At 73.4% G+C, this 25512-nt stretch carries 26 protein-coding genes; 13 read left to right on the top strand and 13 right to left on the bottom strand.

Annotated elements, in window-relative coordinates; all coding sequences use genetic code 11:
* Nucleotides 1-31: 31 nt before the first annotated feature.
* The 3 genes from OG505_RS29315 (at nt 32) to OG505_RS29305 (ending at nt 3817) form a co-directional block, all read left to right on the top strand.
* Nucleotides 32-553 (top strand): hypothetical protein, encoded by a 522-nt coding sequence (locus tag OG505_RS29315; protein ID WP_405429259.1) that lies wholly within the window; start codon nt 32-34, stop codon nt 551-553.
* 36 nt (nt 554-589) lie between these two features.
* Complete coding sequence (locus OG505_RS29310; RefSeq protein WP_405429258.1) at nt 590-2791, top strand: AAA family ATPase; 2202 nt, start codon at nt 590-592, stop codon at nt 2789-2791.
* 93 nt (nt 2792-2884) lie between these two features.
* Entirely contained in the window at nt 2885-3817 is a 933-nt protein-coding gene (locus tag OG505_RS29305; protein WP_405429257.1) for an SMP-30/gluconolactonase/LRE family protein, read from the top strand.
* A gap of 52 nt (nt 3818-3869) precedes the next feature.
* On the opposite strand, the gene OG505_RS29300 is transcribed toward OG505_RS29305, so the two are convergent.
* The 5 genes from OG505_RS29300 to OG505_RS29280 all read right to left on the bottom strand — a co-directional run bounded on the left by OG505_RS29300 (nt 3870) and on the right by OG505_RS29280 (nt 6354).
* A complete protein-coding gene (locus OG505_RS29300) occupies nt 3870-4223 on the bottom strand; it encodes a gas vesicle protein K (protein WP_405429256.1) in 354 nt (117 codons plus the stop codon).
* Nucleotides 4220-4432 carry a gas vesicle protein gene (locus OG505_RS29295; RefSeq protein ID WP_405429255.1) on the bottom strand — a complete coding sequence of 71 codons (213 nt, stop codon included), beginning with the start codon at nt 4430-4432 and terminating at the stop codon, nt 4220-4222. The genes OG505_RS29300 and OG505_RS29295 overlap by 4 nt, the downstream gene beginning before the upstream one ends.
* Entirely contained in the window at nt 4429-4764 is a 336-nt protein-coding gene (locus tag OG505_RS29290) for a GvpL/GvpF family gas vesicle protein (RefSeq protein ID WP_405434795.1), read from the bottom strand. The genes OG505_RS29295 and OG505_RS29290 overlap by 4 nt, the downstream gene beginning before the upstream one ends.
* A 117-nt stretch (nt 4765-4881) precedes the next feature.
* Nucleotides 4882-5391: a GNAT family N-acetyltransferase gene (locus OG505_RS29285; protein ID WP_405429254.1), complete on the bottom strand. Its 510-nt coding sequence runs from the start codon at nt 5389-5391 to the stop codon at nt 4882-4884.
* A 126-nt stretch (nt 5392-5517) separates the two neighbouring features.
* Entirely contained in the window at nt 5518-6354 is an 837-nt protein-coding gene (locus tag OG505_RS29280) for a hypothetical protein (protein WP_405429253.1), read from the bottom strand.
* A 252-nt stretch (nt 6355-6606) separates the two neighbouring features.
* Here OG505_RS29280 and OG505_RS29275 point away from each other — a divergent pair, with 252 nt between their 5' ends.
* Nucleotides 6607-6822, top strand: coding sequence for a hypothetical protein (locus tag OG505_RS29275; protein ID WP_405429252.1), 216 nt, complete (start codon nt 6607-6609; stop codon nt 6820-6822).
* Between the two features lie 12 nt (nt 6823-6834).
* On the opposite strand, the gene OG505_RS29270 is transcribed toward OG505_RS29275, so the two are convergent.
* The 4 genes from OG505_RS29270 to OG505_RS29255 all read right to left on the bottom strand — a co-directional run bounded on the left by OG505_RS29270 (nt 6835) and on the right by OG505_RS29255 (nt 10302).
* Nucleotides 6835-7257 (bottom strand): DUF3263 domain-containing protein, encoded by a 423-nt coding sequence (locus OG505_RS29270; protein WP_405429251.1) that lies wholly within the window; start codon nt 7255-7257, stop codon nt 6835-6837.
* Between the two features lie 115 nt (nt 7258-7372).
* Nucleotides 7373-8389: an ABC transporter permease subunit gene (locus OG505_RS29265; protein WP_405429250.1), complete on the bottom strand. Its 1017-nt coding sequence runs from the start codon at nt 8387-8389 to the stop codon at nt 7373-7375.
* Complete coding sequence (locus OG505_RS29260) at nt 8386-9396, bottom strand: ATP-binding cassette domain-containing protein (protein ID WP_405429249.1); 1011 nt, start codon at nt 9394-9396, stop codon at nt 8386-8388. The genes OG505_RS29265 and OG505_RS29260 overlap by 4 nt, the downstream gene beginning before the upstream one ends.
* A gap of 120 nt (nt 9397-9516) precedes the next feature.
* Complete coding sequence (locus tag OG505_RS29255; RefSeq protein ID WP_053654382.1) at nt 9517-10302, bottom strand: DeoR/GlpR family DNA-binding transcription regulator; 786 nt, start codon at nt 10300-10302, stop codon at nt 9517-9519.
* A 202-nt stretch (nt 10303-10504) separates the two neighbouring features.
* Between OG505_RS29255 and OG505_RS29250 the strand changes: the two genes are divergently transcribed.
* The 3 genes from OG505_RS29250 (at nt 10505) to nagA (ending at nt 13597) form a co-directional block, all read left to right on the top strand.
* On the top strand, nt 10505-11434 hold the full coding sequence (locus OG505_RS29250) for an SIS domain-containing protein (protein ID WP_405429248.1): 930 nt from the start codon (nt 10505-10507) through the stop codon (nt 11432-11434).
* Between the two features lie 67 nt (nt 11435-11501).
* A complete protein-coding gene (locus tag OG505_RS29245; protein ID WP_405429247.1) occupies nt 11502-12491 on the top strand; it encodes an ROK family protein in 990 nt (329 codons plus the stop codon).
* Entirely contained in the window at nt 12488-13597 is a 1110-nt protein-coding gene (gene nagA, locus OG505_RS29240; protein ID WP_405429246.1) for an N-acetylglucosamine-6-phosphate deacetylase, read from the top strand. The genes OG505_RS29245 and nagA overlap by 4 nt, the downstream gene beginning before the upstream one ends.
* 324 nt (nt 13598-13921) lie before the next feature.
* On the opposite strand, the gene OG505_RS29235 is transcribed toward nagA, so the two are convergent.
* Complete coding sequence (locus tag OG505_RS29235; RefSeq protein ID WP_405429245.1) at nt 13922-15145, bottom strand: DUF4032 domain-containing protein; 1224 nt, start codon at nt 15143-15145, stop codon at nt 13922-13924.
* A gap of 120 nt (nt 15146-15265) precedes the next feature.
* Between OG505_RS29235 and OG505_RS29230 the strand changes: the two genes are divergently transcribed.
* A complete protein-coding gene (locus tag OG505_RS29230; RefSeq protein ID WP_405434793.1) occupies nt 15266-16003 on the top strand; it encodes a phosphatase PAP2 family protein in 738 nt (245 codons plus the stop codon).
* Between the two features lie 9 nt (nt 16004-16012).
* On the top strand, nt 16013-17245 hold the full coding sequence (locus OG505_RS29225) for an APC family permease (protein ID WP_405429244.1): 1233 nt from the start codon (nt 16013-16015) through the stop codon (nt 17243-17245).
* A gap of 28 nt (nt 17246-17273) precedes the next feature.
* On the opposite strand, the gene OG505_RS29220 is transcribed toward OG505_RS29225, so the two are convergent.
* The gene (locus tag OG505_RS29220; RefSeq protein WP_405429243.1) at nt 17274-17600 is read right to left on the bottom strand and encodes a type II toxin-antitoxin system Phd/YefM family antitoxin; all 327 of its coding nucleotides are present in this window, start codon (nt 17598-17600) and stop codon (nt 17274-17276) included.
* A gap of 52 nt (nt 17601-17652) precedes the next feature.
* Nucleotides 17653-19638 carry a potassium channel family protein gene (locus tag OG505_RS29215; protein WP_405434791.1) on the bottom strand — a complete coding sequence of 662 codons (1986 nt, stop codon included), beginning with the start codon at nt 19636-19638 and terminating at the stop codon, nt 17653-17655.
* A gap of 94 nt (nt 19639-19732) precedes the next feature.
* On the opposite strand from OG505_RS29215, the gene OG505_RS29210 reads away from it, so the two are divergent.
* The 4 genes from OG505_RS29210 to OG505_RS29195 all read left to right on the top strand — a co-directional run bounded on the left by OG505_RS29210 (nt 19733) and on the right by OG505_RS29195 (nt 23781).
* Nucleotides 19733-20215: an MSMEG_6728 family protein gene (locus OG505_RS29210; protein WP_405429242.1), complete on the top strand. Its 483-nt coding sequence runs from the start codon at nt 19733-19735 to the stop codon at nt 20213-20215.
* A 30-nt stretch (nt 20216-20245) separates the two neighbouring features.
* Complete coding sequence (locus OG505_RS29205; protein WP_405429241.1) at nt 20246-21799, top strand: FAD-dependent oxidoreductase; 1554 nt, start codon at nt 20246-20248, stop codon at nt 21797-21799.
* 66 nt (nt 21800-21865) lie between these two features.
* Nucleotides 21866-23122 carry a hypothetical protein gene (locus OG505_RS29200; RefSeq protein WP_405429240.1) on the top strand — a complete coding sequence of 419 codons (1257 nt, stop codon included), beginning with the start codon at nt 21866-21868 and terminating at the stop codon, nt 23120-23122.
* 215 nt (nt 23123-23337) lie between these two features.
* On the top strand, nt 23338-23781 hold the full coding sequence (locus OG505_RS29195) for an HNH endonuclease (protein ID WP_405429239.1): 444 nt from the start codon (nt 23338-23340) through the stop codon (nt 23779-23781).
* A gap of 67 nt (nt 23782-23848) precedes the next feature.
* On the opposite strand, the gene OG505_RS29190 is transcribed toward OG505_RS29195, so the two are convergent.
* Nucleotides 23849-25480 carry a protein kinase domain-containing protein gene (locus OG505_RS29190; protein WP_405429238.1) on the bottom strand — a complete coding sequence of 544 codons (1632 nt, stop codon included), beginning with the start codon at nt 25478-25480 and terminating at the stop codon, nt 23849-23851.
* Between the last annotated feature and the right edge of the window lie 32 nt (nt 25481-25512).

Raw genomic sequence — 25512 nt, 5'->3', positions numbered from 1 at the left:
CGGCTCCGGCCGTGGCGGGAAGGGGTGAGCTGTGAGGGGCGACCTGGACGAGACGCTGGCCCGGCTGGCCCGGCGCGAGGAGGCGCTGCGCCGGCGGGTCACCGATCGGGACGAGACCGCACCACCGCCGGGCCCGACCGCTGGGCAGGGCGCCGCCACGGGTGGACGCAACGCCGGGCCGGCCCGGCACGATGGCCGGCACGCGGAACGGGAGAGCCCCGGCGACGTCGTCGGGTGGGGTCCGGTCGAGGAGGTGGCCGAGGCCGTCCGCCAGGTCGTCGGCGCCCACCCGGGCCTGGCGGTGACCGTCCGCGTCGAGCACGACGGTCGGACGTACCCGCTGCGGGTCTCCTGGAACGGCCCGGACGTCACCGTCGGCCCGGAGCCGCCCGCGGCCCCGGTGCAACCCCCGCCGTCCTGGCCGCTGTCCGGTCGCACGGTGCCGGCGTGGGCACCCGGCCCGGACGGGTTGACCCCGGACCCGGCGGCCCGTCTGGCGGAGCTGATCCGGCGGGATCCGTCGCTGCTGGATGAGCTGGATCCGCGGCGCTGACCGCCCCGACGTGCTGACGGCGGCTACGGTCGGGCGGTGGCCCAACCCGACCTGACCCTGACGGCGAGCCTGCGGCCCGCGGCGCTGGACGCCCGACGGGGCATCGTGCGACTGCACCCGGAGGCGCTGACCGCGCTGGGGCTGCGCCCCGGCGACCCGGTGCGACTGACGGGCCGCCGGGAGACCGCCGGGATCGTCGCTGCGGCCGGGGCGGGCGCGAGCAGCGCCCTGCTGTACGCCGACGACCTCACGCTGGGCAACCTGGGCCTGCGGGACGGCGCTTCGGTGCGGGTGTCGCCGCTGCCGCTGACCCCCGCGGGCCGGGTCACGTTGACCGGGCCGGTGGGGGTGCTGGCGGCGGTCAGCCCGGAGATGCTCCGGCTCGCCCTGCTCGGCAAGGTGGTCACGACGGGCGACGACGTGTCGCTGCTGCCGCAGGACGTGCTGCCGGACGCTTCGACGCGTGGCCTCGTCGAAGCGGCCCGGCGCAGCCTCGCCACCACCGTCGGCTTCGCCTGGACCAGCACCCTGCTCACCGTGGTCGCCGTCGAGGAGTCCGCCGGGTCGCTGGTCACCATGGACACGGTGGTCGCCTGGGAGCATGGCCCGGCCACCCACGGCGAGCCCGTTGCGGCCCCTGCGTCCGGCGCGGCCCCGACGGTGGACGTGGCCGGCGACGCGCCGGACGTGGACGAGCTGCCCGGCCTGCGGGCCCAGGCCGAGGAGCTGACCGAGCTGTTCGATCTCGGCTTCCACCACCGGGAGGTGCTGGGCCGGCTGGGCACCACCATCTCGCTGGGTGTGCTGCTCTCCGGGCCGGCCGGCTCTGGGAAGTCGGCGCTGGTCCGGGCCGTCGCGGCCCGGGTGGGCGCCCGCGTCCACCCGCTGTGGGCGCCCGAGGTGGCCGCGCTGACCAACCAGGCGGCCGCCGACCGGCTGCGCGCCGCGGCGACGACGGTTCGTGCCGGCGGACCGGCAGTGCTGCTGGTCACCGATGTGGAGGCGTTGGCACCGGCGGAGGAGCCCGGCCCGCTGGCCACGGTGTTCCGGCAGGTGCTCGCGGAGACCGTCCACGCCGGTGTCGCCGTGGTCTGCACCACCGGACGGCCCGAGGCGGTCGACCCGGCGCTGCGCGCACCGGACCTGTTGTCGCTGCGGATCAGCGTACCGCTGCCCGACCCGGCCCTGCGCCGTGAGCAGCTCACCGTGCTGACCCGGCAGGTGCCGCTCGCCGACGACGTCCGGCTGGACGAGGTGGCCGGTCGTACCCCCGGGTTCGTCGCGGCGGATCTGGCCGCGCTGGTCCGGGAGGCCGGGGTACGCGCCGCGCTGCGGCAGAAGTCCGCGCGGACGCCGACGGTGGCGATGGCCGACTTCACCGCCGCCCTGGAGGTGGTCCGGCCGACGACGATGGCGGCGTCCACCCTGGAGCTGGCGTCGGTGACCCTGGACGACGTCGGCGGCCTGGATGACGTCAAGCAGACGCTTACCGAGTCGGTGCTGTGGCCGCTGACCTATCCGGACACGTTCGCCCGCCTCGGCGTGCAGCCACCGCGCGGCGTGCTGCTCTACGGCCCACCCGGCTGCGGCAAGACCTACCTGGTGACCGCGCTCGCCGGGTCGGGGCGGGCGAACGTGCTCTCGGTGAAGGGCGCGGAACTGCTCTCCAAGTGGGTGGGCGAGAGCGAACGCGCGGTGCGCGAGCTGTTCCGCCGCGCCCGGGAGGCCGCCCCGACGCTGATCTTCCTGGACGAGGTGGACGCGTTGGCGCCGGTACGCGGGCAGGCCACCGACGGGGGCACCACGGATCGGGTGGTCGCCGCGCTGCTCACCGAGCTGGACGGCGTGGAGACGCTGCGCAACGTGGTGGTGGTCGGCGCCACGAACCGGCCGGACCTGGTCGACCCGGCGCTGCTGCGACCCGGCCGGTTGGGGCGACTGGTCTACGTGCCGCCCCCGGACGGGCCGGCCCGCGCGGAGATCCTGCGCGCCGCAGCCCGGCACGTGCCGCTGGCGCCCGACGTCGACCTGGCCGCCCTCGGCGCGGAGCTGACCGGCTTCTCGGCGGCGGACTGCGCGGCGGTGGTCCGGGAGGCGGCGCTCGCGGCGATGCGGGAATCCCTGGCCGCCGCCACGGTCACCGCCGCGCACGTGGCGGTCGCCCGGGAACGGGTCCGGCCGTCGCTCGACCCGGCCCAGGTCGCCTGGCTCGCCGCGTACGCCGCCGGCAGGAAATGAGCGCCGCGCCCAACCTTTTGTCGTACCCGGCGCGTTACCAGAGCGGCACATTCCTCAGTGGAGAGATCCACTCGATGACAGGCGGTGTTCCTCTTGCGCAGGTTGCTCACTCTTCTCGTCGTCCCTCTGGTGGCCGCGGCCACCCTCACCACGGTCGGCTCGGCCGCGACCGCGCACCCGACGCCGTCGTTCCCGTCCCGGATCGCCCTGCCGGACGGGTTCAGCCCGGAGGGTCTGACGATCGGTCGGGGCACGACCGTCTACGTCGGATCCGTCGGGAACGGCGCGGTCTGGCGGGGCGACCTCCGCACCGGACGTGGCTCGGTCCTCATCCCGGGTGCGCCGGGCCGGGAGAAGGCCGGTCTCAAGCTCGACCCGCAGGGCCGGCTGTGGACCGCCGACTTCTCCTCCGGTGGAGCCAGCGTCCACGACGGCGAGACCGGCGCCCAACTGGCCCACTACCAGTTCACCGACGAGCCGGGCAGCATCGTCAACGACCTCGTGATCACCGGACGCGCCGTCTACTTCACCGACTCGGCCCGTCCGGTGCTGTACGTCGTACCGCTGCTGCCGGGTGGTCGGCTGCCCGCCGCCGGCGCCGCGCGGGTCCTGCCGCTGCGCGGCCCGGCCGCGACGCCCGACGCGTTCAACAACGGGATCGTGGCGCTGCCCGACGGTGACCTGCTGGTCGCGCAGATGCTGACCGGCCGGCTGGTACGCGTCGACCCGCGCACCGGCGCGAGCCGTGTCTTCGACCTCGGCGGCTACTCGGTGGACCGGGCCGACGGGCTGGTGCTGTGCGGTCACACCCTCTACGTGATCCGCAACCTGACCAACGTCATCGCGGTCGTCGGGCTGAACGCCGGCTACACCGCCGGGGTGGTGCGCAGGGAGATCACCAGTCCGGCCCTGCGGTCGCCGGCCACCGGCGACCTGCTCGGCTCGGCGCTGTACGTGGTGAACGGCCGGTTCGACGTCGAGCCCGGCCCGGACGTCGACTACGACGTCGTCCGGCTCCCGGCCTGATCGAACGGTCGGCGGTGGCCCTGCCGGGTCACCGCCGACCGTCCGGCACGGATCAGTCCGTGGGGAGGAGCGGACCGAGCGGGCCGAGGTCCAGGTTCAGGTCCTCCGGGGCCAGGCCGAAGTGCTCGCGCAGCCCCGCCATCTGCTCCTCCAGCGCCATCAGGGTGACTCCGATGCGCTCGACCTGCTCCTCGGTGAGGTCACCGAGGTCGACCCGGCGCAGCGCCTGCCGCTCCATGAGCTGGCGCAGCAGCTCGACGACGGTGAGCACCAGGCTGGCCAGTCCCCGCTCGACCGAGTCACGATCCACCGCGATCCGGCGGTCCAGCGGCGTGACCCGGGGTGGCTGCCACGACTGCGCGTCGAGCGCGGCGATCAACTCGCCCGCGTCGTCCCGGCCGGTCATCCGACGTCCTCCGGTGGTGCCAGCGCGCCGACCGACGCGACCAGCGCCCGCAGCGAGATCCGGACCAGGTCGACGTCGGCGATGGACAACGTGATGTCGCCGCTGATCACCACGCCGGTGGCGAGCACCCGGTCGAGGAGGTCGACCAGGGCGACCGGCCGGTAGGCCAACGAATCGTCCGCGCTGCTCGGCGCGAGAGCGGTGGTCACCGCGACCCCCGGCCGGCGTCGGCGGGCTCCGGCCGTTCCGCCACGAAGGAGTACGCCGGCCACGGCCCGGTCAGCTCCAGCCGCAGGCCCGGATGACGGGAGCCCAACGCGCCGACCAGGTCGGTGAAGCGGGGCAGCGCCGCGGTGTCGACGAGGTACGCCCCGTTGAGCGCCATCGGTGCGGGCACGCCGGAGAGCCGCCGGTCCTGTGGGGCGTGCCGGCGGCCCGCCACGGCCACCTCGCACAGGGCGACGTGCACGGCGCCCGCCCGGCCGGCGGCCACCGCCGCGGCGAGAGTCAGCGCGGTACGCAGTTTGCGACGACGGCCCAGCAGGTAGTCAGCGCTGCGGAGAGTTATTCGGAAAGACGGCGCCGAACGACACAGACAGGACGTTCACATGGCTCTGGGCAGGGAGGACGCCAACAAAGACGAAAGGGTGGAGCAGTTTCAGAGAGCGGGAGGCGTCGAATCGAGGCAGATTTCGGCGTGCACCTTTGCGCCGTCCTCACGCAGTTTCGCACCGCATTTTTCGAGAACTGCGACCGCGCCGACATTGTCCGACGTCGTCTCGGCGACCACGGCTCGCATACCGGCGCGGGCGGCGAGGTTGAGCAGTTCCCGCAGGGCTGCCGCGCCGATTCCCTGACCGCGCGCCGAGAGGCCGAGCCACATTCCGGTCTCCACCGTGCCCGGCTCGTCACAACGCGTCATTCGGATCATGCCCACCACCTCGCCGCCGACGAGGATCGCGTACATCTGGGAGCCGGTCGGGCCGTCCAGACCGGCGAAACTCGCCCGGTGGAACTCACGGAACGCCTCCCGGCGGGCGAGCGACCAGCCAGCGGGAGCCTCGACCGGAGGCATCACCTCACCGGGCTCGGCCTCGGCAGCCGCTACGGAGAGCAATGGCTCCAAGTTCTGCTCATCCACCGGCTCAAGCCGGACCGCACCCGCCACGTGCCGCAGTCTGCCGGCCTCATCGGCCGAAGTCCACCCCATTGGACATCCACTGGCGGTCCGGCTACCGGTACCGGCCGGTCGGGCGGTTCGGGTGTTTCTCCTCACGCTCCGTCGTCATCTGCCCTATGGCGCGACCGATCCGAAGTCGCAGAAAACCACCGAAGCGTCGTCGGTGGGCTTGTGCCGGCGCAGCCGGTCGGGATGATCGCGCTCGGCGTCCCGGACCCGGCCCAGCAGCGCGGCCGGCCCCTCGACGCTCAGCAGGTCCAGCAGCCCCGCCCAGTCGGTCAGCCCGAACTGCTCGACCGCGCTGGACGCGCCGTCGCTGAGCAGCGCGGCCCGGCGCAGGGCCGCCGGACCGCGCCGGGACGCTGTCCCGGTCACCGCGTGGAAGGCCGCGTCCGGGTCGGCGGCAGCCACCCAGTAGCCGTGGGTGCGGTTCATCCGTTCCCGTTGGACACCCACCGCGTGCCGGAACCGCGCGACCGGGTCCGCCGCGCCGGCCGGCACGGTCGCGACCGTCTGCCGCAGCTCGGCCATCGCCGTGTCCAGCCGGTCGTCGGTCACCACGCTGACCTGCCCTCCGACGTCCAACACCAACGGGCTGTCGCAGAGGACCAGGTAGTCCACCTGGTCGCCGCAGTCACGCAGCAGGCAGACGGTGCTGGACGGGGTGCCCGGATGATCGAGGTCGCACTGCCCACCGTGATCGGCGCGCACGGCGAGGATGGCCGCGGCCAGGTTGCTCGTCAGGCGGGCCGCCGGACGGGCCGCCTCGGCCACACCGAGCCGGGCGGCCAGGTGTCGGACGTACCACTGGGGTCCGTGGACGCAGCCGGTGTCGAAGCCGTCCGGCACGGTCGCGCCGTCCAGGACGCCGACCAGCGGGCCGAACTGAAAGACCAGGTCCTCGTTGACCGACCGGCCCGGGGCCGGCGCGGACGCGGAGCGTACCCGCATCACCGGCGCGGCCGCCTCGGCATGGCGCCCTTCATAGCCTGCTCCCTCCATTGGCCCGTGGCCCCCGTGACGACGACCGGGACGAGAACCCGCGTACCCCTCCGCCCCGGCTACATTCCTGCCGTATCCGGTATCGCGGCAACCCGGTTCGTCGGCGGCGACCCGGCGGTAGCGTGACAACGTCTGGCCTTCGAGTTGCGCTTCCGCAGGTGGAAACGCGAGTCGGGTCGTCCGTCGCGACAGGGGGATCGCATGTTGAAGCGGTTGCACGAATCGGGACTCAAGGCGGAACACATGTACATGGCCGGCTTCGCCAGCATCGGCCTGTCGTTCACCAGCTGGTTCCTGTCCAGGCACCTGGAGCGGGCCGGTGTGGCACGCGCGGACCGGTGGGGCATCTTCATCGGCGAGTGGGCGCCGACGTTCTTCGCCATCGGCAACGGCCTGCAGGCGTACGAGAAGAAGTAGGGCCGGCGGGGGTCAGCGACGGCGGTTGCGGGCCCGCGACGAGCGCAGCCGGCGGAGCCGGCCGATCAGCACGGGGTCGGCGGCGAGCGCCGCCGGATTGTCCAGCAGCCCGTTGAGCAGTTGGTAGTACCGGGTCGAGGAGACGCCGAAGGTGTCCCGGACGGCCTGCTCCTTGGCGCCGGCGTGCCGCCACCACTGCTGCTCGAAGGCGAGGATTGCCCGTTCGCGCGTGGTCAGGCCCGCCGGGGGCGCGGCCGGTGCGGCGGCCGTCTCGTCGGCTGACGCTTCGTTGCCGGCCGGCGTGGCGTCGTCGGTGCTCTCGACGGGCGGCGCCGGCCGGGGGGTCGGGACGCTCGGCGGGCCACCGCCGGCCAACTCGCCCGGACGAGCGTCGGTGGACGGCTCGGGAGCGGTCGGCGCGGCGTCGGCGGGCATGACGTTCAGCCTAGCCAGGGCCGACCAAGGTCGCAGCAGCCGGCACGGCCGGCCGCACGTCGGAAAACCCGACGGTGGGGCCGGCCGCGCCGCGCCGTTGACTCCAAGGCGTCGATCAGGTGATGTCGCGTCGACGCATCGTCCAGAGCGCCGCGCCGAGGATCACCACCAGCCCGATCGAGAACAGTACGGAGGACTGCTGCCAGGTGATGTCCAGGGTGTCCGGCTTGCACTCCCCGGAGTAGGTGGCGTTGCAGGCGTCCCAGTCCTGCAGTGTCACCTTCTTGGTCATCCACGCCAGCGCGTAGGTGGGCAGCAGCCACGCCTCGGCGAACTTCACGCTGGCCATCGACAGGAGGATGCCCAGGCCGAACTGGCCGACCACCATGAGCGCCACGACACCACCGAGGGCCATCGCGGTGTGCCGGCCCAGCGAGGCCAGCGCGAAGCCGACGGTGGTGAGCACCAGCACCAGCGCCACGCCGCGCACCCCGGTCAGGGCGAACGACTGCCAGGCGCCCGAGGTCATCTTCTCGGTGGTGCCCCGGAAGGTGGCGACCACCCAGAACCCGGCGAACCACAGCACCGCGGCGGGCAGCGTCACCGCCAGGATGCCGGTGAGCAGCGCGGCCAGCTTGGTGAGCAGTACGGTGAGCCGCTTCGGCCGCCAGAGCAGCAGGTTCATCATGCCGCCGGTGCTCCACTCGGCGCCGACGAAGGACGCGCCGATGACGAACCCGACCAGGGCGAGGATCGCCGCGAACGGGACCAGTGTCTCGTCGAACGTCTTGCGGAAGTTGAACGTCGAGGGCAGGAACCACTCCGCCTCGATCTGGTCCCGTGACGGCGCCGTGATCACCGAGCAGTCGTCGGGGTAGCGGCCGTCGTTCGGCGTGCCGGCCGTCTTGGCCTGCTCGCAGTTGACCCGCTCCTGCTCGCTCCAGCGGACCTGCTCCTGGTACTGCTGGTCGGCCTGACGCTCGGCCTTGGCGAGCTGGCCGGCGTCGATCTTCTGGTTGGTGAAGAAGACACCGACCACGACCGTGGCCAGCACCAGCAGGCCGAGCAGCGTCATGTAGCGGGTGAAGCGCCGCTTGGCCAGCCGGCGCAGCTCCGTCCGAAAGAGGCTCACGCGCCCCACCCTCCCGCGGTGGCGCCGGGCTGACCCGTCCCACCAACCTTCATGGACTCGTCGACCTGGCGGTGCTGGCCGGGAACCGGCGCGGTGGCGGTCAGTTCGAGGAAGACGCTCTCCAGGTCGACCGCGATCGGGGCCAGCTCGCTGACGTACAGGTTGTGCTCGGCGAGCAGCCGGGTCACCGTGGCCGGCTTGTCGACGCCGGTCAACATCAGGTGGTCCGGGTGCCCGGTGACCCGGACCCCGGCCCGGGTGAGGGCCTCGGTGGCCGTCGGCAGGTCGCTGACCGCCTCCAGGCGGACCCGGACCGCACCGGACGAGTGCTGGGCGAGCACCTCGTCGACCGGGCCGAAGGCGACCCGTCGACCGAGCGAGATGATGGTGACCGAGTCGCAGATCAGCTGGATCTCGCCGAGGATGTGGCTGGACAGCAGCACGGTCATCCCGGATTCGGCGAGCGTCCGCATCAGCGTGCGCATCTCCCGGATGCCGCCCGGGTCGAGGCCGTTGGCCGGCTCGTCGAGGATGAGCAGCGTCGGGTTCTTCAGCAGGGCGGACGCGACGGCGAGCCGCTGCTTCATGCCCAGCGAGTACGTCTTGACGCGCTCGCCGGCGCGGTCGCGCAGCCCGACCAGCTCCAGCACCTCGTCGACCCGCGTGGCGGGCACCTCGCCGGCCCCGGCCAGCAGGGACAGCGTGTCCCGTGCCGAGAAGTGCGGGAAGAACTGCGGGCTTTCCACGATCGCGCCGACGTTGCCGGCGACGGTGGGCAGCGCGGCGGGAACCTCGTGCCCGAGCAGCGTCATCCGGCCACCGTCGGGCCGGATCAGGCCGAGCAGCGTACGCAGCGTGGTCGTCTTGCCGGACCCGTTGGGGCCCAGGAAGCCATGCACCTGCCCCGCGTCGACCCGCATGTCGAAGCCGTCGAGCGCGTTGCGGGTGCCGCGTCGACGACTCTTGTACGTCTTACGTAGACCTTCGATCTCCAGGACAGCTGGCAAGCTGCACCTCCCCCGATAGTGGGCGTGACAGCCGACACCATACGCGGTATGCAGAGCCGCGCAATACCCGGTATGCATCGACGCGCCGATCGGTGCGATTCATCGACGGAAAGTCACCGCTCAGGCGCAGACGACCTGCACGCCGGCCGCCCGGAAGGCGTCCACCACCTCCGGGGCCGCCCCGGAGTCGGTCACCAGCGTCTCGACCCGCTCGACCGGGCAGATGCGGGCGAAGGCGTGACCGCCCAACTTGGACGAGTCCGCGATGATCACGACCCGCTTGGCGCGGGCCACCATCAGGTTGTTCATGGCCGCCTCACCCTCGTGGTGGGCGGCGGCGCCGAGCTGCGGATCGATCGCGTCCACGCCGAGCAACGCGACATCCAGGGTGACCTCACGCAGTAGCGCACCGCCCAGCGGGCCGACCAGCTCGAACGACTTCGGGCGCACCACCCCGCCGGCCACCACCACCTTCATCCGGGACCGCACGAGCAGCTCGTTGGCGATGTTCAGCGCGTTGGTCACCACCGTGAGCTGGGCACCCTCGGCGCTGGTGTTCAGGTCCGGTCGTACGGCGAGAGCCCGGGCCACCTCCGTGCTGGTGGTGCCACCGTTCAGGCCGACCACGGTGCCGGGCGTGACGAGCGCCGCGGCGGCGGCGCCGATCCGCTGCTTCTCGGCCGAGTGCTTGGCCGTCTTGTAGCGCAGCGGCAGGTCGTACGAGACACCGTTGGCGACCGCGCCGCCCCGGGTCCTGGTGATCATCTGCTGCTGGGCGAGCTGATCGAAGTCGCGCCGGATGGTGGCCTGGGAGACGTCCAGCCGCTCGGCGGCCGCCTCGACGCTGACCCGGCCGTTGTCGGTCAGCATCTCCAGCAGGGCGTTCCATCTGGCGTACCGGTCCACCTCGGGGGCCCTCCCAGTAACTGCACGCTCGGTGATTGATTGCGTGCACAATAGTGCGCGAAACTACCCTGGCGCAAAAAGCCGTTCTGCGCGATCGGCCGGTCGGTTGCCACGGCCACCCCGCTTCGCGCAGAATAACGCGCGAAATACGGGTGTAACGAGCCGTATTGCGCAGACAGGTCGGCCCGGCGAGGAGTTTCCCATGGCGTACGTGGACGCGGAGATCGCGAGCCAGCCCGACTGCTGGCGGGAGGCCGCCGAGCTGTCCGGCGCTGTACGCGGCGACCTTCCCCGCCCCGGCGAGCGCGTCGCCGTCGTCGGTTGCGGCACGTCGTGGTTCATGGCCATGGCGTACGCGGCCCGCCGCGAGCAGGCCGGCCAGGGCGAGACCGACGCGTTTCAGGCGTCCGAGTTCCCGGTCGGCCGCCACTACGACCGGTTGATCGCGATCACCCGCTCGGGCACCACCACCGAGGTGCTGGAGCTGCTCGCCGCGCTGCGCGGACGTACGCCCACCACAGTCATCGTCGGCGACCCGGCCGCGCCGGCGGTCGACCTGGCCACCGCCGCGGTGACCATGCCGTTCGCCGACGAGCGGTCGGTGGTGCAGACCCGTTTCGCGACGACCGCGCTGGCCCTGCTCCGGGCGCACCTCGGCGACCCGGTGACCGCGCTCGCCGCCGACGCCGAGGTGGCGGTGCGCTCCCCGCTGCCGATCGACCCGGCCACCATCGGGCAGGCCACCTTCCTCGGTCGGGGATGGACGGTCGGCCTCGCCCAGGAGGCCGCGCTGAAGTGCCGCGAGGCGGCCACCTTCTGGGCCGAGGCGTACCCGGCGATGGACTACCGGCACGGCCCCATCTCGATCGCCGCACCGGGCCGGCTCGTCTGGGCGTTCGGCGAGCTGCCCGACGGGCTGCCCGAGGACGTGGCCGCCACCGGCGCGGCCTTCGTGCACAGCCGTACGCACGGCTGGCGGACGGTGCTCGGCAGTTGGTCCGCCGGTCGTACCCCGGTGGACCCGATGGCCGACCTGATCCTGGCCCAGCGTTTCGCGGTCGCGCTGGCGACCAGCCGGGGCCTCGACCCGGACGCGCCCCGGCACCTCAGCCGGTCCGTGGTGCTGGCGTGAGCGCGAGGAGTGAGCCGGGGTTGCGAGCCCCGCAGTCGCGAACCGAGCCTGCACCGTGAGTGGTGCCGTGAGCGACGGCCGGGTGGTCGTGGCGCTGGACGTCGGCGGCACCGGCATGAAGTGCGCCCTGGTCCGACCGGACGGCGTCGCCGTACGCACCGAGCGACACCCCACCGACGCCGCGCGCGGCCCGGCCGCCGTGGTCGACACCATCCTCGACGTGGCCGACGGGCTGATCGGCAAGGCCCGAGCCGACGGTCTCACCCCGGTCGCGATCGGCATCGCCGTCCCCGGCGTGGTGGACGAGGCACGCGGGGTCGCGGTCTGGTCGGCGAACGTGGGCTTCCGGGACGTACCGCTGCGGGACCTGGCGGTGACGCGGCTCGGGCTGCCCACCGCGCTCGGCCATGACGTGCGCGTCGGTGGTCTCGCCGAGGCCCGGCTCGGCGCCGGGCGCGACGCCGACCACGTGCTCTTCGTGGCGATCGGCACCGGCATCGCCGCCGCGCACGTCGTCGACGGCGCGGCCGCCGTCGGCGCGCACGGCGCCGCCGGGGAGATCGGCCACATCATGGTCCGTCCCGACGGCCCGCGCTGCGGCTGCGGGCGACCCGGTTGCCTGGAGGCGGTCGCCTCGGCGGCCGCGATCGGCCGCCGCTACGCCGAGCTGGCCGGCGACGGCGCGGAGCAGACACCCGGTGCCGCCGTGACGGCCGCCATGGTGGCCGAACGGGCGGCCGCCGGTGAGCCCCTCGCCGCCCGGGTCTGGCAGGAAGCGGTCGAGGCCCTCGCCGACGGCCTCGCCACCGGGCAGGCGCTGTTCGACGTGTCGACGATCGTGCTCGGCGGCGGCCTGGCCCAGGCAGGCGACGGACTGCTCGGCCCGCTGCGGGTGGCGCTGCACGAGCGGATGACCTTCCACCGGGAGCCGCGGCTGGTCGCGGCGGCCCTCGGCGACGAGGCGGGCTGCCTCGGCGCCGCCCTGCTCGCGCTGGACGCCGCGGGCGTCCGGGACACGGACGCCGCCCGCGTCCTTGACCATCAGGAGGAGCGATGACCGTACGGGTGAACGGCCGAGTGGTGACCCCGACCGGTGTCATCCGGCAGGGCTGCGTCGAGTGGGACGGCGACCGGATCACGGCCGTGGCCGAGTATCCGTCGGTCCGCGACGGGCACTGGATCCTGCCGGGCTTCGTCGACATGCACACCCACGGCGGTGGCGGGCACACCTTCACCACCGGGGACGCCGACCAGGCGCGCGCTGCGGCCGGCTTCCACCTGGCGCACGGCACCACCACGCTGCTGGCCAGCCTGGTCAGCGCGCCGTTTCCGGTGATGCGCTCGGCCACCGAGGCGTTCGCGCCGCTGGTCGACGAGGGCGTGCTGGCAGGCGTCCACTTCGAGGGCCCCTACCTCTCCGCGGCCCGTTGCGGCGCGCAGAACCCGGAGTATCTGCGCGACCCGTCCACGGACGAGCTGACCGAGCTGATCGAGTTGGGTCGGGGCGCGATCCGCATGGTCACCCTCGCCCCGGAACGCGATGGCGCGCTGGAGGCGATCAAGCTGCTCACCACCCACCGCGTGGTCGCGGCCGTGGGCCACACCGACGCCACCTACGAGCAGACCCGCGCCGCCATCGCGGCCGGCGCGAGCGTGGGTACGCACCTGTTCAACGGCATGCGGCCCGTGCACCATCGCGAGCCGGGCCCGGTGGTGGCGCTGCTCGACGCGCCGACCGTGATCTGCGAACTGGTCGCCGACGGGGTGCACCTGCACGACGGCATGCTGACCTTTACCACCGCGACCGCCGGCCCGGACCGCGCCGCGCTGATCACCGACGCGATGGCCGCGGCCGGGATGGCCGACGGTGAGTACGAGTTGGGCGGTCAGGCCGTCACGGTGGCCGACGGGGTGGCCCGGCTCGCCCGCGACGGCGCGATCGCCGGCAGCACGCTGACCATGGACGCGGCGCTGCGGCACGCGGTGCACGCCGGGATCCCGATGGCCGACGCCGCTCGGATGGTGGCCACCACCCCGGCCCGCGCCATCGGCCTGGGCGACCGGGTCGGCGCCCTCCAGGTCGGCCTCCGCGCCGACCTCGTCGTGCTCGACGACGACCTCAACGTGGTGCGGGTGCTGCGCGGCGGCTCCTGGGTGGAGTGAAGCGCCCAGGCTGACGGTCCCGTCGCACTCGCTGCGCGCTCCTGACCAGCAACGCCGCTCGCACTGCTGCGCGCTCTGGACGACCGCGCCCTGCTACTGCGCGTCCTGTCGAGCTGCCCCGTAGGTGGGGCTAGGCAACCTCGGAGGGTGACTGCCCCATGTCTGGGGCAGCTCGACAGGACGCGTTCCAACCCCGGCGGAGAGCTGGCCGTCCGGACGTGTCGGACCCAAGGATCCGGTCGCGACGACAGCAACAGCACCGGACGACGACGGGCCGCGACGAACGGCGGCAAGCACAGCGGCCTCGGCGAAGCGGAGGCCGGGTCAGTCCAGGGCGGGGACGTCGACGCCGAGCACGGCCTGTTCGTCGGGGCGGTGCACCAGCACGTCGGCCAGGTACGACTGCACGGCGGGCGCCATCCCGACGTCCCGGCCGGCCCGCTCGGAGAGCAGCCACTTGTGCTCGATGATCTGGGCGAACAGCTCCTGCGGCTCCAGCTTGCGGCGCAGGTGCGCGGGCACGGCCCGAACCACCGGCTCGAAGACCTCGGTGAGCCAGCGGTGCGCCGCCTGCTGCTCGTCGGTCAGGTCGCTCTCCGCCCGGTACGCGTCCAGGTCGTTGAGCAGCTTGCGGGCCTGGTTCTCCTCGGCGTCGAGGCCGGTCAGCCGCAGCAGTCGCCGGGTGTGGTAGCCGGCGTCGACCACCTTCGGTCGCACCAGGTAGCGCCCGTCGTCGATGGTCGACATGGCGACCTCGGCCACGTCGAAACCCAGCTCGTTGAGCCGGCGAATGCGACCCTCGATGTCGTGCCGGGCCTCCCGCTCGACCGCTTGCTCGTAGGTGATCTCGTGCCAGAGCCGCTCGTAGCGCTGCACGACCTCCTCGCAGACCACCTCCGGGTCGATGGACTCATGCAGCAGGCCGGCGGCCTGGAGGTCCAACGCCTCACCGAAGATGTTCACCCGGGCGATCTCCAGGTCCTCGCCGCGCTGCCCGTTGGAGAGCGAGGTGTGCAGGGCACCCGTCTCCGCGTCGACCAGGTAGGCGGCGAAGGCGCCCGCGTCGCGGCGGAACAGCGTGTTGGACAGCGAGCAGTCGCCCCAGAAGAAGCCGGTCAGGTGCATCCGCACGATCAGGGCGGCGAGCGCGTCGAGCAGCCGGCTCATCGTCTCCGGGCGCAGGGTGTGCGAGAAGAGCGCCCGGTACGGCAGCGAGAACTGCAGGTGCCGGGTGATCAGCACCGATTCGAGGGGCTCGCCGTCCTCGGTCTGCCGGTCGGCGACCACCGCCACCGCCTCGACCGACGGGAAGTCGATGCGCTCCAGCGCCCGGAGCAGGTCGTACTCCCGCTCGGCGATCCGCTCGCGGGTCTCCTTGAAGGCGTAGACGTAGTCACCCAGGCGGACGAAGCGGACGATGTGTCGGGAGATGCCCTGGGGCAGGGCCACCAGGTGCTGGGCAGGCCACTCCTCCAGCGGTGTCGACCAGGGCAGGTCGAGCAACGCCGGGTCGACGAGGGCAGACGTGATCCGCACGGGCACAAGCATGACGGGTCGCCCCCCGCATCCGCCTCACATCGTGGCTCGGCCCACAGCGCCGAACACCCCGGCCTCGCGTCGGCCCGGTAGCGTGGTCGCGTGCTCAAACCCACGGCGGTACGACGTGACCTGCGGCTACGGCCCGTCCGCCCGGCCGGTTGGTGGTTCGACGCCCTGCTGCTGATCGGGCTGGTCGGGCTGACCGTCGCCCTCGTCGCCCACCAGCTCTTCGGGCTGGACCGGGCCGTCGCCGACTGGGCCGAGGCGCACCGGCCGACGGTCGCGTACTGGGTGGCCCGGGTGTTCAACCTGCTCGGCCAGGGCACCCCACTGACTCTCATCGCCGCCGGATTGGGCGTGCTGCTGGCCGTCCGACTCCGGTCGGTGCGGCCGATCCTGCCGCCGGTGGTGGGCTTCGTGCTGACCTACCTGACGATCGGCCCGCTCAAGGTCTGGACCGCCCGGGCGGCACCGAGCGCCAGCATCAAGGAGCCGTTCCTGCCGCCCGAGCAGACCCTGCCGCTGTTCCACGACGACCTGCCGGTGCGGTTCGCCCAGTCCTACCCGTCCGGGCACGTCGCCAACGCGATCGTCTGGTACGGCGTCATCGCCCTGCTGCTCGCCCCCCTCGCGCGCAGCTTCGGCCGGCAACTGCCGCCCCGGCTGGTCACCGTGATCCGGGTGGTGCCACCGTTGGTGGTCCTCACCACGACCACCTACCTGGGCTGGCACTGGCTGACCGACTCGGTGGCCGGGCTGCTGCTCGGGCTACTCCTGGACCGGCTGCTGCACCGGGTGCCCTGGGACGATCTGCCGCTCCCCGGGCGGTTACGCGGCTGGGACCGGCCGTTCACCTCGTACCCCTAGGGTCGGTTCGTGGATCAACTGGCGCGGCGGCTCGGCGTACCCGATGCGGTGGTCATCGGGTTGGGCTCGATGCTCGGCGCGGGCGTCTTCGTGGTGTTCGGCCCGGCCGCAGCGGCGGCCGGCGGCGCCGGCCTGCTGCCCGCCCTGGTGCTCGCCGGCCTCGTCGCCTTCTGCAACGCGACCAGCTCGGCCCGGCTGGCGACCCGTTACCCCGAGTCCGGCGGCACCTACGTCTACGGCCGGGAACGCCTCAGCCCGCTGGCCGGCTTCGTGGCGGGCTGGGGGTTCGTGGTCGGCAAGACGGCGAGCTGCGCGGCGATGGCGTTGACCATCGGGGTGTACCTGTGGCCGGGGCAGGCGCGGTTGGTCGCGGTCGGCGCGGTGCTCGCGGTGACGGGGGTGAACCTGCGGGGCATCGGCAAGACGGCCACCGCCACGAAGGCCCTCGTCGGCCTGGTGCTCGTGGTGCTGACCCTGGTCGCGGTCGTCGGCGTGCTGGGCGGTCCGGTGCACCTGGATCGACTCGGCGACCCCGGTGGCTCCGCCCGGGGTGTGCTCACCGCCGCCGGGCTGCTGTTCTTCGCGTTCGCCGGGTACGCGCGGATCGCCACGCTCGGCGAGGAGGTCCGCGACCCGCAGCGGACCATCCCCCGCGCGGTGCCGCTGGCACTCGGCGCGGTGCTCGCGATCTACCTGGTGCTGGCCGTGGTCACGCTGGGCGTGCTCGGCGCCGACCGGCTGGCCGGTTCGGCAGCGCCCCTGGTCGACGTGGTGACCGCCGCCGGCCTGCCCGGCCTGGCCTGGGTGGTCCGCGCCGGGGCCACGATCGCCGTCGTCGGGGTGCTGCTGTCCCTCGTCGCCGGAGTCGGCCGGACCACCCTCGCGATGGCCCGCCGACGCGACCTGCCCGGCGCGCTGGCCGCCGTGCACCAGGTGCACCAGGTGCCGCACCGCGCCGAGCTGGCCGTCGCCGCCGTGGTGATGGTGGTGCTGCTCGGTGACGTCCGCAGCGCGATCGGCTTCTCCAGCTGCACGGTGCTCGTCTACTACGCGATCACCAACGCGGCGGCGCTCACGCTGGGGCGGGATCGAGAGCGGAAACTACCGGTGCAGGTGCTCGCCGGCCTGGGGCTGGTCGGTTGCCTGCTGCTCGCGGTCAACCTGCCGCTCAGCAGCGTCCTCACCGGGTTCGGCGTGCTCGCCGCGGGCGTCGCCTTCTTCGCGCTGCGGACGCGTCGCTAAGGCGCAGCGGCGGCCGGGGCAGCGTGACTCATGAGTAGACGTCCTTACGATGACCAACGTCGTGGTCGCGCTTGGCTCGCTCGGCCAGCAGCGCCTCGACCTCCCGAGGATCAACCCCGAGCGACTCCAGTGCCGCCGACAGCGGCACGAACTGGCCCTCGGCGCGTGACCGTGCGATCACCTCCGAGTCCCGGCGATCCCGGAACGCCTCGATCTCTTCCCACTCGTCGATGCCGACAAGTACGGCGACGGGCCGTTCGTATTTGGTGATGATCACCGGCTCACCGGTGCGCTCGACGCCATCCAGCACCCGACCCGCGCCATCGCGGAACTCTCGCAGGGTAATCCTCTCCATACGGGAAATGTACCACGCGGTACCGCTGCACCCCATCCTGGAGAGGCTGGGCTCAAATCCCTTCCAGGGTCCCTTCGTGCCCGCTGGCCCGCTCGGATTCGGCCGCCGGACCACCATTGGCTGTCGCGGAAGCGCCTTCGGCCGGAGAGGCGGGAGGATCCGCGCCGGGGGCGGACGTGACGATGCCGGGGTCGATTGGGCTCGGGATCGAAGGAGGCGCCATCGTTGGTGTGTGCACTCCGCCGTGGGCCGGCCCAGCCCGCCGGGGAACCGGAACCGGGCCGGCGGGCGGGGCGCACTGGGTGGTCAGCCAGTCCAGGCCACGCCGGCGGGCGACCACGGTGAGCCGGTCACCGGCGAAGATCACCTGTCGCGGGTCGAGGTCCCTCCACCAGATCGTCTTCGCGCCGCCGGCCGAGGTCCGGGCGATCAGCCGGACCTGCCCGTCCCGGTTGACCAGGTCCAGGGGTCGACCGTCCAGCTCGGAGCCGGCGGCGACCGGCACCTCCGCGACCGGCAGCGCGTGCCGGTCGACTGGAATCGTGGTGATCACGGCGCGTTCGGTGAGCGCGCCGATGAAGGCCGGTGCGGCCAGGTAGGAGACCGATCGGGACACCCCGAGAGCGAAGGTCTCCTCCACCCGTTCGGCGAAGTCACCGTCGAAGAGCCGTAGCACCACCCGCAGGTCGTCGCGGAGGTCGCGCGCGGCCAGCGCCGCCTCCAGGTTGGCGACGTCGTCCGTGGACGCCACCACCAACGCCTGGCAGTCGGCCACCGACGCGGCGACAAGCGTCTCCGGGAGCGCGGCGTCACCGACGATCAGCGGCACCTCCAGTTGACGGGCCAGAGCGGCGCCACGCGGCTCCGGAACCTTGTCGATGGCCACCACCTCGACGTCGTACTCACGCAGTTGCGCCATCACGCGCGTGCCGACGTTGCCCAGGCCGATCACCACCACGTGCCCGGCCCGGGCCGGCTGCTGCCGCCCGGTGTGCAGGGCGAGGCGGGCGTTGACGATGCCGTCCACCACGACGGCGGTGATCAGCGGGATCAGCGCCAGCCCGGCCAGGTTGAGCACCACCTGCATGACCTGCGCGTCGGGTGCCTTGGTGGTGTCCGGGTCGGCGCCGCTGAGCGTGGTGACCAGGGTCAGGTAGAGCGCTTCCAACGGGGACACGTTCTCGGCGCGGGAGATCAGTGCCCCCAGCACCGCGATCAGCGCGAGCACCAGCATCACCGCGATGCCGATCTTGCGGGTGGCGAAGCCGCGTACCGCCCGCAGCAGCACCGCCACCGGACGACGCCGCCGCCGGGCCCGGACCAGCCGCCGGGCGGCCACCTCGGTGCCCGGGGGCTGACCGGTCGCCTCCGCCAACACCAGGTCCGCGCCGGCCTGCTCGGCCGGCAGCAGCTTGACCCCCTGCTCCTCGCTGAGGTGGGCCAGCGCGCACACCACGTCCTGCGGCCGGACGTCGGCCCGCCGGGCCACCCGCAGCGTCTTGTCCCGATGTTGGAAGGAGTTGGGGTCGACCTCGCCGAGCGCGGCGGCCACGAACGCCGGCGCGGCCATCTCGGCGTCGGAGAGCACCTCGACCGGCGCCTTGAGCAGCTTGCGTACGCCGTCGGCGAGGGTGCCGTTGAACATCCGCAGCACCTGGTGGACCCGCTGGTCGACGGCCTGGGCGCAGAGCGCGGCGTGCAGGTTGCCCACGTCGTCCTGGTGCAGCAGGGCCAGCCCGGCCGACCCGGCCAGGCCGGCGGTCTCGAAAGTTGCCACGTCCAGCCGGTCCGAGCGCACCACCCGGACCCCGCGCAGCGCGGCCACGTCCGGCCCGTCACTGGGGTAGCGCTCCGGCACCACGACGGTCACCCGGGCCCCGCCGACGGGCAGCTCGGATTCGAGGATCGCGCGGGCGACGTAGTAGGCGAGCGAGTCCCGGCCACAGATGACGTAGTGCGGGCGCGGATCCCCGGCGGACCGTAGCCGCCAGTTCCACTCGACCGCCCGTCGCGCCCGGTCCCGCCACGGCTCCGCCATGCCCGGATCGTAGTCAGGACGACCACGCTGGGCGACCCCGTCCGGATCATCCCAGCTCAGGAATGCCGGCCCGGGCGGCGGGTAGAGCAGCGACATGCAGACCTTCCTCCCGTATCCGGACTTCCTGGCCAGCGCCCGCGCGCTGGACCAGAAGCGGCTAGGCAAGCAGCGGGTGGAGGCCATCCAGGTGCTACGCGGCCTGACCCGACCCGGGTACGGGTGGCGCAACCATCCGGCGGTGAAGATGTGGGCCGGGTACGAGGAGGCGCTCACCCGCTACGGGCTGGACATGTGTGCCGTCTGGACCGAGCCGGGACGGGCCGACACCTGCGCGACCACGCTGACCGTCGACCTCGCGGCCGCCTGCGGGGCCGGCGTCGTACGCACGCAGGACGAGCTGGCCCGCGCCGGTGACCTGCCGCCCTGGCTCGGCCGCGACGACCTGCACCTGAGCCACCGCTCGTCGCTGCTGCGCAAGGAGCCGACGCACTACCGCCCGATCTTCGGCGCCGACATCCCCGACGATCTGGAGTACGTCTGGCCCGCGTCCGATCGCGAGCGCCGCTGCCTGCCGTAGGAGAGACTGGGCCGGAAGAGGGAGGTGCGCGTGGCGCTGTCACGTGTGGTGGGTCGGCTCATCGGCGTACGTCAGCACCAGGTGGACCCCGGCGGAGGTGGCGCCGACCGCGTCCCGCGACCGGTCGCGGCGGTCGTGGTCGGCGGTGGAATCGCCGGCATGTCGGCGGCGGTCGTGCTCGCCGAGCGGGGTGTCGCGGTGACGCTGCTGGAGGCGGCACCCACGCTGGGCGGGCGGCTCGGCGCGTGGCCCGAGGCGCTCGGCGACGGCGAGCAGCAGAACGAGCACGGATTCCACGCGTTCTTCCGGCAGTACTACAACTGGCGTTCCATCCTTCGTCGAATCGAGCCCGGCCTGGGCTTTCTCAAGCCGATTCCGGGCTATCCGATCCTCAGTGCACAGTGGCCGACCGAGGAGTTCGGCAGGCTGCCGCCCGCGCCGCCGGCGAATCTGCTGGCGCTGCTGGTGCGCAGTCCCAGTCTGCGCCTGGCCGATCTGCGGTCGATGGACCGGGACGCGGCGTTGCCGCTGCTCACCTACGACCCGGTCCGCACCTACGCGGAGTTGGACGACACCACCGCCGACGAGCTGCTGGCCTCGCTGCGACTGCCGGATCGGGCGCGGGCGATGCTGTTCGAGGTCTTCTCGCACTCGTTCTTCAACCACGAGGCGGAGATGTCGGCGGCCGAGATGGTCGCCCAGTTCCACTTCTACCTGCTCGGAAATCCGGAGGGGCTGGCCTTCGACTGCCCCGACGAGGACTATGCGACGGCGATCTGGCAGCCGTTGGCGAGGCACGTGGAGAAGCACGGCGGTCGGGTGCTCACCGCGTCCGGTGCCACGGGGGTGCACCGCGACGGCGAGGGTTGGCGGGTGGCGACCACCGACGGCGGCAGCCACCCGGCGGCCCACGTGGTGCTCGCGGTGGATCCGCCGGCCCTGGCCGCGCTGGTGGCGGCCTCCCCCGACCTGGTCGGGCGGGCACCGGAGCTGGCGGCACGGATGCCCCGCTTCGGCACGCCCGGCCCGCCGTACGCGGTGGCGCGGTACTGGTGCGACGGGGACGTGGCGGCCGACCGGGCCGTGTTCAGCGGGGTGTCGCGCCAGCCCACACTGGACTCGGTGACGCTCTACCACCGGCTGGAGAACGAGTCGCGTCGCTGGGCGCGGCAGACCGGCGGTTCGGTCGTCGAGCTGCACGCGTACGCCTGTGAGCCGGGCGTGCCGGCCGAGGAGTTGGCCGAGCGGATGCGCCGCGAGCTGGTGGCGCTCTGGCCGGAGGCGGCTGACCTGCGGGTCCGGGAGCTGCGCGCCCGGGTGGAGGCGCAGGCGCCGGCGTTCACGCCGGGCAGCCACGCCTGGCGTCCGGGGGTGCGCACCGAGGCGCCCGGCGTCTATCTGGCCGGTGACGGTATCGCCACGGACTTCCCGACCGCCCTGATGGAGCGCTCCGCGGCCACCGGGATCATCGCGGCGAACCACATCCTGCGCGCGGAGGGCGCCGCGGCCGAGCCGGTGCGCTCGATCCGGCCCCGGGGCCTGCTGGCCGGGCGGGACACCCCAAACCGACAAAAAGCAACATAAGCGACGCCACGCTGCCGTACGCTCGAATGATCAACTGTCGATCGGCCGGGCGGGAGGGCAGCAGCGATGTCACCACTGCACCGCGCCGGCCCGGCGGACGTCCGGCCGGCCGACGAGACCGTCCGGGACGACGCGTACCCGATGCTCCGCGACGAGCGCGCCTGCGTCGTCACCGCGCTGCGGCTGGGCTGGTGGATGGCGGACGCGTACCACCACGGGCAGCACGCCGAACCCGGTCCGACCGTCCCGGCCCACCCACCGGCCAAGCTCTCCAACCTGACCGAGATGTCGCTCCCGCGCCGGATGCGGATGTACCTCGACGGCGTGGACGTCGCGCTGGCCCAGATCTCGGCGCTCACCCGGCACACCGGGCCGCTGCCGGACACGTCCGCCGCCCGGGCCCGGCTGCCCGACCTGGACCGGCTGCCCGAGGTGGAACAGTCCGACACCGTCGACACCGAACCGCTGCTGCTCGCCCTCGACGACCTCAACGTGGACGTGCTGCGCTGGGCGATGGCCACCAACCTCCGGGTCGGGCTCGCCTACCGGCTGGGCCGGTCCCTGGCCGACACGGTCCGGCCCGGCGACGCCGCCCAACTGCTGCGACGCTTCGACGGCCGGCAGATCCAGCTCAGCCGGTGGCTGGACGAGCTGGCCAGCGTGCTGCCGCCGTACTCGGCCGCGGTGGTACGCCGCTCGCTGGCCGCCTGGGCGGTCGCGGTGGAACGGGCCGGCCGGGGCGATCCGGCCGAACCCGAGCCGGCCGAGCTGAGCCGCGAGCTGCGCAACCAGGGTGACCTCTGGCGCGGCGTGCTCACCGGCGGCCTGCACCCGCGCGACCTGCTCGACGAGGAGGACTACGCGGTGGTCGCCCGGAACCTGATCATCCGGGACCGCCGACTGGTGGCCCAGGCCGCCCGGGGCATCTTCTGGCCGGTGCTGGTGCCCCTGCTGGTGGTGCTCTTCGCGGTGGTCGGGGTGAGCGCCGCCGCCGCGGCCGGTTCGCCGACCACGCGGGCCACCGTCGCTCTGCTCGGCCTGGGCGCCGGGCTGGCCGCCATCTGGCGTTCCGTCTCCGGCCCCGCGCTGGCCGTCGCGGGCGAGGTCAACCGGCCACTCCTGGACAGCGAACTCACCGCGCGGATGGCCCTGCGGCTGGACCGGCCACTGGCCAACGCCCGCCGCGCCGCGGGGGTCGCTTCCCCGACCCGGCGCGCTCCACGGACCCGGCGCGCTCCGCGGACCCGGCGTCAGCGTCGTCCCGGGGAGCCGGGCAGCCCATCGAAATACGTTGCCCCACTCTCCCGTGCCGACCTACCGTGATCGCGCAAGTCAACCACCGCCGCGGGAGCCGATCATGACGATGTCGCACGTCACCACCGTGCCGTCGTCGACGCTGCCCGGCGACGGTTGGCGAGCGGAAGGCCCCCGGGCGGGCCGGCCCGGCTGACGCGTACCCGTACGCGCCGAGCCGCCCCGTCCGAACGCTGGACCGGGCGGCTCTTCGCTGTCCGCCACCTGCTGGAAAGGAGTCCCCGGTGGACGCCGTCCTCGTCATCAACGCCGACCTCGGCCCGTTGCACCGGGTCACCGTTCAGCACGCCGTCCGGATGCTCTGCCGCCGGGTGGCCGAGATTCACGAGGCGGAGCCGGACCAGGTGATCGGCGTCTTCCCGCTGCCCCGAGTGGTGCGGCTGGTCCGCTACGTGGTCACCCGGTGGCGGTTCAACTCCGGGCCGGCCTGGTCCCGGGCCGGAGTGCTGCGCCGCGACGAGCGCTGCTGCGCGTACTGCGGTGGGCCGGCATCGACAATCGACCACATCCTGCCGCGCTCGCGGGGCGGCCGGAACACCTGGCGAAACACCACCGCCGCCTGCTACGGCTGCAACCAGCGCAAGGGCGACCGCACCCCGGCGGAAGCGGGCATGCCGCTGCGCCGGGAGCCGGTGAGCCCCGGCTGGGCGTCGCTGGCGGGGCGGTGACCGACCGGCCGGCGGGATCGGGGGGCCGCGTCGGGGTACGCCCCGGCGCGGCACCCGCCGGCCCCGGTCAGAGACCGCGTTCCTTGACCTTCGGCTTCGGGCGGCCGCTCGCGCAGTGCGCGCGGATCTCGCTACTGTGCTCGGCCGAGGTCAGCTCGACCTGGACCTGCTTCGCCGGGCCCGGGTCGTAGGGCGCCGCCCGGAAGCCCGTCGCAGGCGTCACCGTGACCAGTTCGGCCAATCCCCCGACACAGCGGACGGTGACCGTCCCGCCCTGGGCGCGCACCGTGAGCCCCGGGGATTCGGCAGGCGTGGACGCGCCCGTGGGCGCGACGGTCGGCGGTGGCTCAACCGGAGCCGCCGTGCGGCCCGGGCCCGCTCCGGGACCAGGGCGGGAAGCGGCCGACGTAGCACCGGCCGACGGGTCGGCGGGCGGGCGCACAGAGGACGGTTCGGGCTGCGCCACGGTCTCCGGCAGGCCCACCGTGGTGGTGCCACCCGTCCCGATCCCGGTTCGCGGGGTGGTTTCGTCGTGCCGCCGCGTGCCGTAGTCGCCGAGCGACCCGGCCACCGCCACCGCCACCGCCGCGATCACCGCGCCGCCGACCACCAGCGCCACCCGTTGGCGACGCCAGGACCGTCGCCGGGGGGCGTGGGAAGCAGCCCGGTTCACGCCGTCGGCCGCGCGGGCCGATGCGCCGTCACCCACCTCCGGGGCCTCACCCGCTGCGGCCTTACGCTCCGGGGCCTCATCCGCCCCGGCCTCACCAGCCCCGCCCTCACCAGCCCTGGACGAGCGGGCAGCGGGCGAGCCGGCGGCGACCGCCCTGTCCGCGGCGGTCGGCCCGGCAGCGGCGGTCGGCCCGGCAGCAGGGGTCTCGCCGGCCAGCCCGGAGACGACGGTGCGCAGGATGCGAGCCACCTCGGCCGCCGGGGGCCGGTCGTCGGGGTCGCGGGCCAGACACCAGTGGTAGAGCCGGTGGACCTCGGCGGGCATCCGGTCGATCTCGGGTAGCGGGTCCGGGTCGACGTGCACGTGGGCGCGGAGCATCCCGGTCTGCGTCTCGGCCGCCCACGGCAGCCGACCGGTGAGCGTCCGGTGCAGGAGCAGGCCGAGCGCGTACACGTCGGAGGCCGGCAGGACCTCGCCGGCCGCCAGTCGCTCCGGGGCGAGGTACGCGGGCGTACCGAGCAGCCGGCCGTCGAAGTCGATCTCGGAGTCGCCGGCGGCCGCCGCGATACCGAAGTCGAGCACCTTCGCGCCGGTGGGGGTGAGCATCACGTTGCCCGGCTTCACGTCCCGGTGCACCAACCCCTGGGCGTGCGCTGCCGAGATGGCCGACGCCACCTCGGCACAGACCCGCAGCGCGGCGCGTGGTGGCAACGGCCCGGCGGCCAGCCGTCTTTCGAGGGTGTCGCCGTTGAGCAGTTCCAGCACCACGAACGGCACCTGGACATTTTCGAGACGCGACTCGCCGAAGTCGTAGACGTTGGTGACGTGCGGGTGCGACAACCGGGCCGCAGCCTTGGCCTCGGCCCGGATCCGCTGCCGGGCGTTGGGGTCCGAGGCGACGAGCACCTTCACCGCCACGTCCCGTTCGAGCACCTCGTCGTACGCGCGGTACACCGCCGACATGCCGCCGCTGCCGAGACGCTCCAGGAGCCGGTAGCGGCCCGCAAGCAACTGATCACGCTGCACGACGGACAGCCTGCCGTACGACTCACGTTCGG

The organism is Micromonospora sp. NBC_00617, from assembly GCF_045161355.1.
GTDB lineage: Bacteria > Actinomycetota > Actinomycetes > Mycobacteriales > Micromonosporaceae > Micromonospora.
The sequence above is the reverse complement of the archived record's forward strand: the minus strand, read 5'-3'. Positions and strand labels throughout refer to the sequence as shown.